Source organism: Methanosaeta sp. UBA356, from assembly GCF_002496465.1.
Taxonomy (GTDB): domain Archaea; phylum Halobacteriota; class Methanosarcinia; order Methanotrichales; family Methanotrichaceae; genus Methanothrix; species Methanothrix soehngenii.
Map to the genome: position 1 here is coordinate 21237 of NZ_DAKC01000102.1, position 12366 is coordinate 33602.

At 51.8% G+C, this 12366-nt stretch carries 19 protein-coding genes; 13 read left to right on the top strand and 6 right to left on the bottom strand.

The window, feature by feature from the left end; translation table 11 throughout:
• Positions 1-286: 286 nt before the first annotated feature.
• The gene (locus BP727_RS09460; protein WP_286858535.1) at positions 287-1054 is read left to right on the top strand and encodes a class I SAM-dependent methyltransferase; all 768 of its coding nucleotides are present in this window, start codon (positions 287-289) and stop codon (positions 1052-1054) included.
• A gap of 75 nt (positions 1055-1129) precedes the next feature.
• Here BP727_RS09460 and BP727_RS09465 read toward each other — a convergent pair whose 3' ends face one another.
• Together BP727_RS09465 and hgcC are read right to left on the bottom strand one after the other, a co-directional pair.
• The gene (locus tag BP727_RS09465) at positions 1130-1957 is read right to left on the bottom strand and encodes an arsenite methyltransferase (protein WP_273271214.1); all 828 of its coding nucleotides are present in this window, start codon (positions 1955-1957) and stop codon (positions 1130-1132) included.
• A gap of 31 nt (positions 1958-1988) precedes the next feature.
• Positions 1989-2264 carry an HgcAB-associated protein HgcC gene (gene hgcC, locus BP727_RS09470; protein ID WP_013720369.1) on the bottom strand — a complete coding sequence of 92 codons (276 nt, stop codon included), beginning with the start codon at positions 2262-2264 and terminating at the stop codon, positions 1989-1991.
• A 222-nt stretch (positions 2265-2486) separates the two neighbouring features.
• On the opposite strand from hgcC, the gene BP727_RS09475 reads away from it, so the two are divergent.
• The 3 genes from BP727_RS09475 to BP727_RS09485 all read left to right on the top strand — a co-directional run bounded on the left by BP727_RS09475 (position 2487) and on the right by BP727_RS09485 (position 4218).
• Positions 2487-2780, top strand: a complete 294-nt coding sequence (locus BP727_RS09475; protein ID WP_273272341.1) for a hypothetical protein — start codon at positions 2487-2489, stop codon at positions 2778-2780.
• Positions 2781-2868: 88 nt separating this feature from the next.
• The gene (locus tag BP727_RS09480; RefSeq protein WP_273271215.1) at positions 2869-3288 is read left to right on the top strand and encodes an ArsR/SmtB family transcription factor; all 420 of its coding nucleotides are present in this window, start codon (positions 2869-2871) and stop codon (positions 3286-3288) included.
• A 30-nt stretch (positions 3289-3318) separates the two neighbouring features.
• Positions 3319-4218, top strand: a complete 900-nt coding sequence (locus tag BP727_RS09485; protein ID WP_273278561.1) for a permease — start codon at positions 3319-3321, stop codon at positions 4216-4218.
• A gap of 18 nt (positions 4219-4236) precedes the next feature.
• On the opposite strand, the gene BP727_RS09490 is transcribed toward BP727_RS09485, so the two are convergent.
• From BP727_RS09490 to BP727_RS09500, 3 genes are all read right to left on the bottom strand, one after another.
• Positions 4237-4710, bottom strand: a complete 474-nt coding sequence (locus BP727_RS09490; RefSeq protein ID WP_273278562.1) for an arsenate reductase ArsC — start codon at positions 4708-4710, stop codon at positions 4237-4239.
• Between the two features lie 70 nt (positions 4711-4780).
• Positions 4781-5032 carry a ferredoxin gene (locus BP727_RS09495; protein WP_273278563.1) on the bottom strand — a complete coding sequence of 84 codons (252 nt, stop codon included), beginning with the start codon at positions 5030-5032 and terminating at the stop codon, positions 4781-4783.
• Between the two features lie 338 nt (positions 5033-5370).
• Entirely contained in the window at positions 5371-6672 is a 1302-nt protein-coding gene (locus BP727_RS09500) for a cytochrome c biogenesis protein CcdA (protein ID WP_273278564.1), read from the bottom strand.
• A gap of 31 nt (positions 6673-6703) precedes the next feature.
• Between BP727_RS09500 and BP727_RS09505 the strand changes: the two genes are divergently transcribed.
• Positions 6704-6835: a hypothetical protein gene (locus BP727_RS09505; RefSeq protein WP_273278565.1), complete on the top strand. Its 132-nt coding sequence runs from the start codon at positions 6704-6706 to the stop codon at positions 6833-6835.
• Here the strand turns inward: BP727_RS09505 and BP727_RS09510 are convergent.
• Entirely contained in the window at positions 6832-7377 is a 546-nt protein-coding gene (locus tag BP727_RS09510; protein ID WP_273278566.1) for a thioredoxin family protein, read from the bottom strand. The genes BP727_RS09505 and BP727_RS09510 overlap by 4 nt on opposite strands.
• A gap of 523 nt (positions 7378-7900) precedes the next feature.
• Here BP727_RS09510 and BP727_RS09515 point away from each other — a divergent pair.
• Genes BP727_RS09515 through BP727_RS09550 form a run of 8 tightly spaced genes read left to right on the top strand, consistent with a single transcriptional unit; the run spans position 7901 to position 12357 of the window.
• On the top strand, positions 7901-8320 hold the full coding sequence (locus BP727_RS09515) for an ArsR/SmtB family transcription factor (protein ID WP_013720379.1): 420 nt from the start codon (positions 7901-7903) through the stop codon (positions 8318-8320).
• 31 nt (positions 8321-8351) lie between these two features.
• Entirely contained in the window at positions 8352-8564 is a 213-nt protein-coding gene (locus BP727_RS09520; protein WP_286858542.1) for a hypothetical protein, read from the top strand.
• Complete coding sequence (locus BP727_RS09525) at positions 8561-9301, top strand: sulfurtransferase (RefSeq protein WP_286858544.1); 741 nt, start codon at positions 8561-8563, stop codon at positions 9299-9301. Before BP727_RS09520 ends, BP727_RS09525 begins: the two co-directional genes overlap by 4 nt.
• A 30-nt stretch (positions 9302-9331) precedes the next feature.
• A complete protein-coding gene (gene arsB / locus BP727_RS09530; protein WP_013720381.1) occupies positions 9332-10444 on the top strand; it encodes an ACR3 family arsenite efflux transporter in 1113 nt (370 codons plus the stop codon).
• 40 nt (positions 10445-10484) lie between these two features.
• Positions 10485-11282: a (Fe-S)-binding protein gene (locus BP727_RS09535; protein ID WP_013720382.1), complete on the top strand. Its 798-nt coding sequence runs from the start codon at positions 10485-10487 to the stop codon at positions 11280-11282.
• Between the two features lie 21 nt (positions 11283-11303).
• Entirely contained in the window at positions 11304-11666 is a 363-nt protein-coding gene (locus BP727_RS09540) for a DsrE family protein (protein WP_013720383.1), read from the top strand.
• Positions 11667-11708: 42 nt separating this feature from the next.
• Positions 11709-12050, top strand: coding sequence for a DsrE family protein (locus BP727_RS09545; RefSeq protein WP_013720384.1), 342 nt, complete (start codon positions 11709-11711; stop codon positions 12048-12050).
• A 10-nt stretch (positions 12051-12060) separates the two neighbouring features.
• Positions 12061-12357 carry a DsrH/TusB family sulfur relay protein gene (locus tag BP727_RS09550; protein WP_273278570.1) on the top strand — a complete coding sequence of 99 codons (297 nt, stop codon included), beginning with the start codon at positions 12061-12063 and terminating at the stop codon, positions 12355-12357.
• Positions 12358-12366: the final 9 nt, after the last annotated feature.

Sequence of the window (12366 nt, forward strand, 5' to 3'; positions counted from 1 at the left end):
GCGTATGGGAAGAGTTCTTCGATGCTCATGCACCGATCTATGAAGAAAACGTATTCACAAAAAATACTATTCTGGAGGTCGATTTCCTTATAGAGATGCTGGCGGTGAGAGATGGGGGCTCNNTACTCTCCCCGTTTGAATACGGGGGCTTCCAGCAATGATTTTTTGAGCCTTTCCAGCATAGGTGAGTTCTTTCATACTATTTTCCTTTTCAAGTTATTGGTCCCTGTGGCCAATCCTCCGGCAGGGCGGAAAAGATATATGACGTCCGATAGGGATGCTATTGATGACAGAGAAAAGCGTATGGGAAGAGTTTTTCGATGCTCATGCTCCGATCTATGAGGAAAACGTATTCACAAAAAACACCATTCAGGAGGTCAATTTCCTTACAGAGGAACTGGCGGTGAGAGATGGGGGCTCAATTCTTGATGTTGGATGCGGTACAGGACGTCACTCCATTGAGCTGGCCAGGCGGGGTTATGCTGTTACCGGGCTTGATCTGTCCGCAGAGATGCTTGCCAGGGCTGCGGATGCTGCCAGGAGCAAAAAAGTGAATGTGCAATGGATTCGTTCTGATGCTGCCCGGTTTCAGCTACCGGATAGCTACGATGGCGCCATCTGCCTGTGCGAGGGAGCTTTTGGGCTTCTGGGCAAGGGCGATGATCCTATTGGCCAGCCCCTGTCCATCCTGTGCAATATCTCCCGCAGCCTGAAGCCGCAGGCAAAGGCAGTATTCACTGTTCTCAACGCACTGGCATCGATTCGCAGGAACGCGAATAAGGACGTTGAGGAGGGACGATTCGATCCTCTGACACTGGTTGAGTCTTCGGAATGCACGCCCCAAGAGGGGGTGGCTGCAGTTGCCGTTCGAGAGAGGGCTTTCGTGCCAACTGAGCTCGTCCTGCTCTTCCGCCTGGCAGGGATGTCTGTGATCAACATATGGGGCGGGACAGCAGGGAACTGGGGGAGAAGGCCCGTCGACCTGGATGAGATGGAGATCATGGTTGTGGCATGCAAAACAGGCGAGCCTCTGGAGGGGGATGGCGCCCGGTAGCCCTCAAAATTGTCTGCAGAATTAATATTGGGGTATCGGGCCTCTAATCCCCAGATCCCGGGCCTGATCCCCCCATCATCTCGGCTTGATGGCCCTTACCTTTATGCTGGATACGGAGTCTGCAAATCCGTTGACTTCTTCGGCGCTCATTTTCGGACTCTGATCAATTGCCTGATCTGTGCTGTCGCTGACAAAAAAGTCCAGTGAGAAGGGGGATTCCTCAATCACTTCTACATCGCCGAAGCCTGCAGATCCTATCGCATCCAGATAGACATCTTTCATAACTGCTCCCGAGATGCAGCCCACATAGCCTTCGATCGAATTCTCTATGCTAAGAGGCAGCTTCTGGCGCAATACGAGATCTGAGACCATCAGCCTGCCGCCGGGCTTAAGCACCCGGAATACCTCTTTGAAGACCTTCTTTTTGTCGGGCACCAGGTTGATGACGCAGTTGGAGATGACAGCATCCATGCTATTATCATCAACCGGAAGATCCTCCAGCTCGCCAGGCACAAACTGCACATTGCTGTAGCTTCCTTTATCGGCATTCTCTCTAGCCCTGTTGATCATCTCCGGGGTCATATCCACTCCAATGACCTTTCCTGTCGGTCCAACCCTGTTGGCGGCAAGGAAGCTGTCGAATCCCGCCCCTGAGCCCAGGTCAAGAACAGTCTCCCCTTCCTTTATCGATGCCAGTGCGATTGGATTGCCGCAGCCCAAGCCCAGATTAGCTCCCTGAGGCACGGCATTCATCTCTTCCTCTGAGTAGCCGATATTCTTGCTGATCTCCTCTGGGGGAAGAGTTCCACAGCATGAGCCCTTGGTGGGACAGCACGAGCCTCCCGTTCTCGCAATTTTTCCGTAGCTCTCCTTTACCAGTACCTTTATTTCCGAATCGTTCATCGTTAGTTCACCTCAAATTCTAAATATAGTATTATTTCTTGAATATGTCATCAATAACCGGCCCGAGCACAGACTTCACCATGCCCTCCAGCTCTTTTACCCTGATTAGTGATAGGCAGCAGATCTTGCCATCCTTCTCCATGCTCACCACTGCCAGCTTATCTCCCGGCCGGATCTTTGCTCTTTCCCGGATATCCTTGGGAAGAACCATCTGCCCGCGCTCATCTACGCTTACTATGGATTCCACCCGGCATGAGCTCATCGATCCCGGCAGGCAACAGGCCTTGTCTTCGGATTTAACCGCCATAATAATATCGTTATCTCTGATTATTTAAATATTTCTGAAAAATCAGAAAATTCTCTTTTTAAGCAACATCTCAAATCGATAAAAATTGATGCGTAATTCTCCAAACAAATATGACTTTGGATTTTAAAACCAGTTTAATGCTATGCACATCAAATCCTGACAGAATTCAGATAAAGCGCAAGCATTATATATCGGCAAATATTGATATGATCTGTGATTGCTATGGGGCTGAAAGATAAGATCTTCGGGGATAAGGGCAGCAGCAGTTGTTGCTGTGGCACCCGTATTGTGGGACTCAGACAGATCAACGTAGGTGGACGCAGCGTAGGAATCATGGGCCTGGATGAAGCCCTCCAGGATTTCTTTAAAAAGGGAATGAAGCCAGAGGACTCCACCGGAAGTGAGCTGGTCGAGGAGCTGAAAAAGCTCAACTTCATTGCCGAGGGAGCAGAGGAGATGTATAAAACCGCTTTTTTAGCAGAATATCTAAGGTACTTCGAAGCCAGGAAAAAATAGGATCAGATGCAAAAAGCCATAAAAGCCAGCTCTGCACTCATGATCCGACCAGAAATCTATGAGTAGTTGGTGGGTGAAATAGACAGTTATGCCAGATTCGACGAATGATGAGATCATTGAGGAATCAATCGACGAGGATGCAATATGCAGCCTGGCCAGGCTCATCGGAGATGAGGATCGGGCGCGGTCGAGGTCCAGAAGGCTCTTATCATTGATGAAGGCGATCGACATTGATGGCCCGGAAGGAGAGGTGGAGGTCTTCAAGGCCGTTGCCGATCCCTGCAGGCTCAGAATTGTAAAGCTCTTGAAGGAAGGAGAGCTATGCGTCTGTGAGATCATGACTGCTCTTGATAAGCCTCAGTCCACCACTTCCCATCATCTGTCCATTCTCAGAGAGGCAGGACTGGTCAGGGAGCGAAAGGATGGCAAATGGTCCTACTACCGCCTGGCCGACAGCGCGGTCAATGAGATGATCAAGCAGGCCCGAGAGCTGAAGAAGATAAAATAAGATTAAAAGATTTTTAAGTGGTGGGATGAGATGTTCTATGACAACCTAGCGACGGCTATGAGCTTTTTCATAGAGATTGCAGTAGAATTGATAGTATTATTCATAGGGATAACCTTTCTCGTGGGCCTGATCCAGGAGTATGTGCCTGATGAAACCATAAAGAGAGCACTGGGCGGGCGGCACAGGATCCTGGGCAGCTTTCTAGGCGCCGGTTTTGGTGCTCTTACCCCCTTCTGCTCCTGCTCGACCATTCCGCTCCTCCTGGGGATGCTCAATGCGGGCGTGCCCTTCGCATCTGCGATGGCATTTCTATTTGCCTCGCCGCTGCTAAATCCGGTGATAGTGTCCCTGTTCATACTGCTGATGGGCTGGAAGATAACTGCTCTCTACTTTGCCGTCACATTCCTGGCGGCAATCGTAATCGGCCTGATGCTTGACAGTCTGGGATTCGCAGCACAGGTTAAATCCGTGGCCGCGGTGAGAGGCTGCTGCGACTGTGAGCAGGCTGAGGATGCAAAATCGAGAGTGCAGCGCTCGGCAAGATTCGCTTTCAGCCTATTCCGCCAGCTCGTACCCTATCTCCTCTTGGGAGCGGGCATTGGTGCCTTCATTCATGGATTCGTGCCCACGGAGCTGATATCAAGCATTGCCGGATCGGGAAATCCCTTTGCTGTTCCCGTGGCGGCAATCATAGGCGTCCCCATCTACATCCGGGCGGAGACCATGATCCCCATCGGCCTGGCCCTCATAGAGAAAGGGATGAGCACGGGAGCGGTGCTGGCCCTGGTCATCGGCGGAGCGGGCGCGAGCATCCCTGAGCTGACCCTTCTTTCCGCCATATTCAAAAGGAAGATGCTGGCAGCCTTTGTGCTCACCATAATCGCAATAGCGGTTGCGGTCGGATATCTGGCTAACTGGCTGGCATTATAACGAATAAGAGTCCTGACGTCATCCCTCAAAGGTCTGAGAGATCCAATCCTTCATCTCATCTCTCACTCTTCTGAATGCCTGCATCTCCTCTTCCTTCGATCCTTTTGTCGCCGCCGGATCCAGGAAGCTTCTGTGGATAACCTTTCTCGCACGAGGAGTTCGGGCGGGAAGCTCGATATCTGTGCTGCAGATGGGGCAGGCCTGTCTGGCCCGGTCGCAGACAGTGACCGCCAGGTCAAAGACCGTATCCAGGAATTCTTGGGAGGATTTGGAGCGCTGGCCGGAGATATCGATGCCGATCTCACTCATGGCCAGCACAGCGCGGGAGTCGACTGCTGTTGCCTCAACCCCGGCGCTATAGGCCTCATATCGATCGCCATACGTGGCCCGCAGGAGCCCCTCAGCCATCTGGGAGCGGGCGGAGTTGTGAGTGCAAAGAAACAGGACCTTCCTCTTCCCTTCTGCCGAACTGGATGCAGAGTCTGATTTCATCTGATATCCAGATGCAGTCATGGTAAATCAGCATTTTGTAAGGCTGAATGGGAATGATAAAAAAATTGGGTCAGATCGGATCGAAGCCCATGGCCGGAGGGCTCACGCCTATCACCTGAGAGGGACACTCCTCTGCCGCCTTCTTTGCGCATTCCTCTTGATCCTCAAAAGCGACTCCTTCATCCAGCTTCCCGGCGATGCGGTACTTCTTGGCGATTTGACTTTTGCCATCCTGTTCACTCTCATCGAAGAGATCGGGGCAGTCTCCCCAGCACTGGCCGCAGCTTATGCAGCCCTCTCGATCGATTGATACATTGATCATGAGAATCATCCCGGCCTATGCCAAGGACAGTTCTTCGTTTATCGCTTTAATGCTTTTTGGCGCAGAATGCGAGTTTTTTGCCGAAATTCTGCATGAGCCGAATACATTAAAATCTCCTGCCCAGAAGGCGATAATGATTAGGGATCAAACTAATTATGATATTTTCTTCAGTTCACCTCTGAGACAGATGGACGGTGATCGATGGAAGATCCGCTGTCTATCCTCTTGGGCAGATAACAAAATTCCGTCTCTGCTGTCCAACGTGATAAACCGCTTTTCGATAATGCAAAAGCCCAGCGGGAGGTGGCCTCCTCACCGTGGGCACGTTCATTTCCGCATTACCACATCTTGAATCCCAGATACCTCACCGCATAGATCAAACCGATGACGATGACCGCCAGACCGAATATCCTTGTGACGTGCTTTCCAGCGGCGATGTACTTCTCTCCGATCTGCCCGCCCACAGCTTTCGAGAAGGTGGCGATGGGTATCACCGGCACCCCGTGGCCTACCCCGAAGACAAAGAGCATCAGGGCTCCGCCCAAAGGCGTCACGTCCTGGGAGATGAGCCAGATGAGCACCGGAAAGACCAGGGACACGGCACACGGCGCCCAGCCCAGGGCGAAGAAGATCCCTAGAGTGAAGGCACCGATGAATGCCGAGTAACGGAAGAGGTTCATGGAGACTGAGACCAGCCTCTCCATGATCCCCTTCTTCTCCGCTATCGTCTCCCCAACAATCGCATCGGAGTTGCCTCTGCCAAAAGACAGACGTGAGCGGACCGGCTCGATGATCTCCCCAATCGGCTTGATGATGTTTATCCCCAGGATGATCATCAATAGACCCGCAGCCAGGTCAAAGAAGCGAGCCTGGCGGATGAAAACGCCAATATCTGAGAGGAAAAAGCCCACGATGAAAAATACCGCAGCCATGCCCAGGGTGAAGGCTATGCCGATCATAAAACCCTCTTTTGATGCCGAGACGGTCTTTCTTAGATACACCTCCTTCCTGCGGGCGGTCATAACATAAGAGAACATGGCTAAGAGAAGCGCTATGGAGCAGGGGGAGAGGGAGGTGACAATTCCCAGGGCGAACATGCCCAGATAGTTTATGCCCTGGCGGGAGGCGATTCCCTCAAATCCGGAGGCTTCGCCTGCCTCTATTCTCTCCAGGTCGCTTTTCAACGACTCAGCACTCTGGATACCGTCTATCTCCCCCTTGCCCAGTTGATAGACGTGGTAGAGACCTGCCACATTTCCCTCTTTATCGATCAAGATCAGGGTGGGATTGGCAAATCCTCCCTCTAAAGTTGAGTAGTCGATGTACTTGCCGGTGAGGGGATACGGGTCAAAGTCCTCAATCCAGGGCCCGGTGATATTGGCATTCCACCATCCTTCTGCTAGTTCTCGCCCATCCAATGAGTAGGAATTCTTCCGCACATTGAGGGTTATGATGTTCACGCCGGGATCCATTTCGGCAAGCTGAGAGAGCTGGTTGGTCTGGGCATCAAGAGCATTCTCGCACTCCCTGCAGAGGGGATTTTCTATGTTTGTGATATGGAGAAGGACTGCCTCTCCTCGATAGCCAGAGAGGGAGACATTTTTCCCATCAAGATCTACTGCCTGAAAATCAGGGGCCATAGCTACCTGGGATATAGCAGGTGATGAGCATATGGAGAAGATGGAGAAGATGGAAAAGATAATGGAAATTATAACCGCAAAAAGTGTGACGGGTCCCGATATCAGGGATTTCTTGCATTTCGTGGACATGACAACGATCCCTTTATCTGAAATCCGGCTTTAATTATCCCAGTCTGCGTAGTTCTCATCATATAGGCTTATGGCGTCCTCCACATAGTTCCTGATCCACTCTTCGCCCGTTATTTCATCCGAGCTGTGCCAGACTGCCACGACCTCGCCTTCAGAATCGGGAGCCAGGGTCAATATGACGGTCAGAGGAACGAACATGTCGAGGCCGCCATTGGGATCATAGGCCTGCAGGGCTTCACCAGACCTGACATCACTGCCATCGGCACCCAACTCGAAGATCGTGATCTCTCCGCTGAATTCGTCGATTATCTTCTGCACGGCCTCGGTCTGTGGTACACAATAATCACATTCTTTATGCACATAGATCAGCACAGGCTTGCTCTCCAGAGCGTCCAATACCCAATCAGGATGGCTGACATCGCCGCCTGCACCCGTAGACTGATCGGGATATTCTGTCCACCAGTCATCGCTTTCCGATCCTAAGGAGTATTCAGCTCCCGCTGCATTGAAGCCAAAAGCGATAAGAATTAATGCAATTAATGAGGCAATGCCATATTTTCTCGATACAATATCCATGGTACACTCTCCTTTTCCCCACTCATTCCCATGCCGATCCAACTATCACATCGACATCTTGCTGTTGGTATGAGGAGCTAATCTCAGCACATCGACATTATTGGATATAAGACTTTCGTCAATTCGATCTATATAGGCATACCTGAGGAAAACATTTGCTTTGAGATCATGCATAGTATTATATTTAAAATGAATTATGAATCAATGGTTGTTAAATAAGATTTGCAGACAGCAGGAATACATATATCAATTTCATTATATATACTTATCGTCAGATGTCGTACATGCTCTTCATCGCCTGACTGGAAACTCTTATATATCGAGATTGCTGGATATGGTGTTGTATTGCTTATTTGAGGTCACTATGGAATGCGAAATATGCAATAGAAGCGGGAAATCCTTTTTCCTGGTTACACATAAAGAAAGGGGAAGAATCAGGATCTGCGGCGATTGCTTGCAGAAAGAGAGAGACAATCTCCTTGCTCAAAAAAGCTGCACATGCTGCTGAGGTGAGAGGAGACTCATGTCATGCATATCCAAAGAGGCCGTCGATAGGATGACCAGGCTCATCGGCGATCGCGATAAGGCAGAGTGCAAGGTGAACAGGCTGCGCTCCCTGACCATAGATCTGGATGAAGAGGAGCTCAAGACCGAATCTGAGATCTTTCAGGCCATGGCCGATCCCTGCCGCCTCAAGATTCTCTCTCTTCTGCGGGAGGGGGAGCTATGCGCCTGCGAGATCATGATCGGCGTTGACCGACCCCAATCCAGCACTTCTCATCATCTCTCCATCCTCAAGAATGCCGGTCTGATCAAAGAGCGCAAAGACGGAAGATGGTCCAGATACAGGCTCTCAGAAGGGGCAGTGATTGAGATGCTCAATCTGGTAAACATATTGATTGAATCTAAAGACCGAAGAGGCAACTCCAATGACAAAAAATGATTTTACTATTCCAGCAATTCTCATGATTTCTTTGTTAACACTAGCTCCCCTGGCCAATGCCGGCTGCTGCAGTGAAGGCACCTGGGATCCCAGCGGATTTCTAAACTCCGATGCTGGCACAGGCATGCCCAGTCAGCCCATCCAGTCCGCACAGGCAGAAGGATCGCAAGAAAGCGCTGCAGTACCAGCAGCCCTCAAAATCCGCCCGATAGGCTGGCATCATACCCCAATGGCATTATCATGAAGCCCATGAAGAGCGTCTCCAGCTCTGATGTGATAATAGATACATCTAACGGAGATGGCTATGCTGCATCTCATATCAAGAACGCTATTCACATCCCCAGCAAGGACTTTCTGGACAGCAATGGCAATCTCAAGGGCGATGAAGAGCTGTCCAGGCTCCTGGGTGAGGCAGGCCTCTCGAAAGAGGACTCCGTGGTTGTATATGGAAGTGCAGAACGCTCTGGCGAGGCGCAGTTGGCATTCCTGGTCCTGAGACATCTGGGACAGGATGATGTGAGGCTATTGGAGGGAAGCCTGGATGACTGGAAGGCTGCAGGCCTGCCGGTTGAGGCCCAGAAGACGGTAATTCCAGCTGCTGAATATAATCCCTCCGTAAGGCCTGGCGTGATAGCAGAATACGATTATGTTAAGTCCGGCCAGGCTCGGATCGTGGACGTCCGGCCTTTTGTGGACTTTGGAAAAGGCCGCATACCCGGCTCCACAGCCCTGGACCCGGCCAATGTGATAAAAGGAGATAAAATCAAGAACGGTGGCGATCTAGGAACCGTCTTCAGCCGGCTGGATAAGGATATGCCTATTGTGGTCTATTCCGATGACTACAGCCAATCTGCTCTGGTGGCATATTCTCTGCAGCTCATGGATTACGAGGCTGCCGTCTACTCCTGGGGAGACTGGCAGTCGCATGAGGGCAAGGGAGATGATTCTGATTCTAAGTACGTAAAGCTCGGCAGGACATAATTGCATTTTTAAGGGGGATGGTGGAGCGATATGTCAAGTGGATCAAGTGGGTCAAATGGGATGAGCAAGGGGCTGGATTTTCTCTCTCGCTACCTTACCATCTGGATATTCGTGGCCATGATCCTGGGAATCGCCCTTGGCTATTATGCTCCCGGGATAACCCGTTTCATCCTCAGCCTGCAGATCGGCACGACCTCAATTCCCATCGCCATCGGCCTGATACTGATGATGTATCCGCCACTGGCCAAGGTCAAGTACGAGGAGCTGGGACAGGTCTTTACAGATCGAAAGGTTCTGGGCCTCTCCCTGGTTCAGAACTGGATCGTGGGCCCCATTCTGATGTTCGCCCTGGCAGTGATCTTCCTGCGGGACTCGCCTCATCTCATGTATGGCATAATCCTCATCGGCCTTGCCCGCTGCATCGCCATGGTCATCGTCTGGAACGAGCTGGCCTGCGGCTGCACCGAGTACTGCGCCGCCCTGGTGGGACTAAACTCCATCTTTCAGGTGTTCTTCTACTCCATCTATGCATACATCTTCATCACCGTCCTGCCGGCAGCTTTGGGAATTGCAGCGGGCACGGCAGTTGATGTTACCATATCCCAGATCGCTGAAAGCGTATTCATATACCTGGGAATTCCCTTCTTGGCAGGGATAGTCACCAGGTTCAGCCTTATCCAGGCGCGGGGAAAGAGCTGGTATGAGAGGGATTTCCTGCCCAGGATATCGCCTTTAACCCTAGTCGCCCTGCTCTTCACCATAGTCGTCATGTTCTCTCTTAAGGGGGACTACATCGTGCAGCTCCCCCTGGATGTGGTGCGGGTGGCCATACCTTTAGCCATCTACTTCCTGCTGATGTTCTCGGTTAGCTTCTTTATGTCCTACAAGCTGGGCGTGAGCTACGAGAACACTGCAGCACTCTCATTTACTGCGGCCAGCAACAACTTCGAGCTGGCCATCGCCGTTGCTGTGGGCGTCTTTGGCATCGCCTCCCAGGAGGCTTTCGCTGCGGTTATCGGCCCCTTGATCGAGGTGCCGGTCCTGATCGCCCTGGTGAACGTGGCCTTGAAGCTGAGGGACAGGTACTATCCTTCCGCCCCGGAGAAGATATTCTGTGAAAGCCCTTTGAAGTCCGAAGACTAAAGATGCGACATATGGATGCGATATGAAGATGTGATGAAAAATGACTGGATCGCCTGCTGAGGTAAAGCTCGTGAGCAATGCCATGGCCAATGCTACGAGAAGGAAGATCATGGCCATGCTGGTGGAAAAGGAGAGGACAAAAGAAGAGATTGAGCAAGCAGTGGGAGGTACCATGCTCGACTACCACCTGCAAATGCTCAAGCAAGCCGGCCTGGCTGACACGAGAGGTGACAGGGTCCTCATCACGGATTTCGGAAAGAACTTCATGGAGACCAAATCCGACAAGCCGGCAGAAACGAAAAAAGACCTGGCTGGCACCAGACCCCTGCAGGTCGTCGAGCTTCGCCAGCTCCTGCCCTGCATCGCCGACAGCAGCAAGTTCAGGATAATCGCCCGCTTCGAGCCACCGCTGGAAGGAGCGCTAAAACTGTTGGAGCCCCTCTTCCCCCGGGCCAGGTACTCCGATCGGATCGGCGCTCTGATTATTCAGAGGGGCAACATTCTGATCACCATCTATTCCACCGGCAGCGTGACCATGACCATGATCAAGAGCGAGGCAGAGGCCAGGGAGGTTTTGGAGGACCTGAAAAAGACCATCAATGAGGCTATTGCTAAGGGAGTCACTCCAGTTCCGCGGGAGAAGGTCAAAGTGGACCATGCTGAGATCTACCAGTACCTTCCCCGCACCGACTGCCAGATCTGCGGCGAGCAGAGCTGCTATGCCTTTGCCATCAAGCTGGTGGGCAGGGAGACCGAGATTGATAAATGCACGCCGCTCCTCGAGCCCAGGTATGCCACCAATCTCGAGCACATCAGGACTCTGCTGGAGTACCTTTGAAGATGCCATGCAGGTGAGCAGTTGAAGACCTTGACCATCATACTCACAGACGGGCCTTATATCTCCCAGTATGCAGATATGGCCTTTAAGATCGCCTCCCGGGCGCTAAATGTGTTCCAGGTGAACATATTCCTCTACCTGGATGCAGTCCATATTCCAAAGAGCGGCCAGAATCCCTCAAATTTTAAAATTACTGGCAAGCTCTTCCAGGAACTGGCGGATAGAGGAGCTGTGGTCAGGGCCTGCGCTAGATGCGCTGCTGCCAGAGGCTATCGGGCAGAGGAAGACGGAACATGCCCGGATTACCTGCAGGGGATAAAGATCACTAGCCTCTATGACCTGGCAGAGATGCTGGAGAAGAGCGACCGGGTGATTGCACTGTGAGATCGATCTTCATGAGATCATAAGTCGTGAGGTTAGCTATTCATGCGATCGATCTTCTATCTTCTCGACAGCGCTCCCTACGGAAGCGAAAAGGCTTATGGCGTGCTCAATGCGGCAGCGGTGAGCATCAAGATGGATGTAAATCTGGGCCTGTACGCCGATGGGGTATATCTTGCCCTTGCCGGCCAGGACACCAGCCTTCTTGATGTGCCAAACCTCTCCGATATCCTCTATGCCTACCCCGAGCTGCGGGTCATGGCACATGAGCCCTCCCTGACGGAGAGGGGCCTCTTGAGCCGCGGGCTGGTGGAGAGGGTGGAGCTTGTGGATGAGGAGGATTTTATGAAGCAGGCCCTTGCTGCCGACGGTCTGATTGCACTATAAAGGTTGAATTATGGCAAATAGAGATATCTTCCTTTTGACCAAGCCGCCCCAGAGTGAACGGGCAGAGCTGTGCCTGCGCCTGATGGAGCACGGCGATGATCCAGTTCTCTATCTGGCGGGAGACGGTGTCTACAATCTTCTGGATGAAGCCCTCTTGGAAAAATGGCCTGGAAAGGTTATGGCCTGCAATGAGGATCTGGAAGCCAGAGGATTGCAGGCGGGAGAAAGGGTGAGGGTGCCTGAGGACTTCTACCAGCTGCTGGTGGAGGAGATGGTCGCAGAGGGCAGTCGGATTTATTCTTTCTAAGGAATTCGG

Coding starts and splice junctions, on each gene's coding strand:
- BP727_RS09460 (WP_286858535.1), top strand. CDS start 287: ATGACAGAGAAAAGCGTATGGGAAGAGTTTTTCGATGCTCATGCTCCG.
- BP727_RS09535 (WP_013720382.1), top strand. CDS start 10,485: ATGACTGGATCGCCTGCTGAGGTAAAGCTCGTGAGCAATGCCATGGCC.
- BP727_RS09510 (WP_273278566.1), bottom strand. CDS start 7,377: ATGGATATTGTATCGAGAAAATATGGCATTGCCTCATTAATTGCATTA.
- BP727_RS09495 (WP_273278563.1), bottom strand. CDS start 5,032: ATGATCAATGTATCAATCGATCGAGAGGGCTGCATAAGCTGCGGCCAG.
- BP727_RS09480 (WP_273271215.1), top strand. CDS start 2,869: ATGCCAGATTCGACGAATGATGAGATCATTGAGGAATCAATCGACGAG.
- BP727_RS09490 (WP_273278562.1), bottom strand. CDS start 4,710: ATGAAATCAGACTCTGCATCCAGTTCGGCAGAAGGGAAGAGGAAGGTC.
- BP727_RS09475 (WP_273272341.1), top strand. CDS start 2,487: ATGGGGCTGAAAGATAAGATCTTCGGGGATAAGGGCAGCAGCAGTTGT.
- BP727_RS09500 (WP_273278564.1), bottom strand. CDS start 6,672: ATGGCCCCTGATTTTCAGGCAGTAGATCTTGATGGGAAAAATGTCTCC.
- BP727_RS09525 (WP_286858544.1), top strand. CDS start 8,561: ATGAAGCCCATGAAGAGCGTCTCCAGCTCTGATGTGATAATAGATACA.
- BP727_RS09550 (WP_273278570.1), top strand. CDS start 12,061: ATGGCAAATAGAGATATCTTCCTTTTGACCAAGCCGCCCCAGAGTGAA.
- BP727_RS09505 (WP_273278565.1), top strand. CDS start 6,704: ATGGAGAAGATGGAGAAGATGGAAAAGATAATGGAAATTATAACCGCA.
- hgcC (WP_013720369.1), bottom strand. CDS start 2,264: ATGGCGGTTAAATCCGAAGACAAGGCCTGTTGCCTGCCGGGATCGATG.
- BP727_RS09515 (WP_013720379.1), top strand. CDS start 7,901: ATGTCATGCATATCCAAAGAGGCCGTCGATAGGATGACCAGGCTCATC.
- BP727_RS09545 (WP_013720384.1), top strand. CDS start 11,709: ATGCGATCGATCTTCTATCTTCTCGACAGCGCTCCCTACGGAAGCGAA.
- arsB (WP_013720381.1), top strand. CDS start 9,332: ATGTCAAGTGGATCAAGTGGGTCAAATGGGATGAGCAAGGGGCTGGAT.
- BP727_RS09485 (WP_273278561.1), top strand. CDS start 3,319: ATGTTCTATGACAACCTAGCGACGGCTATGAGCTTTTTCATAGAGATT.
- BP727_RS09465 (WP_273271214.1), bottom strand. CDS start 1,957: ATGAACGATTCGGAAATAAAGGTACTGGTAAAGGAGAGCTACGGAAAA.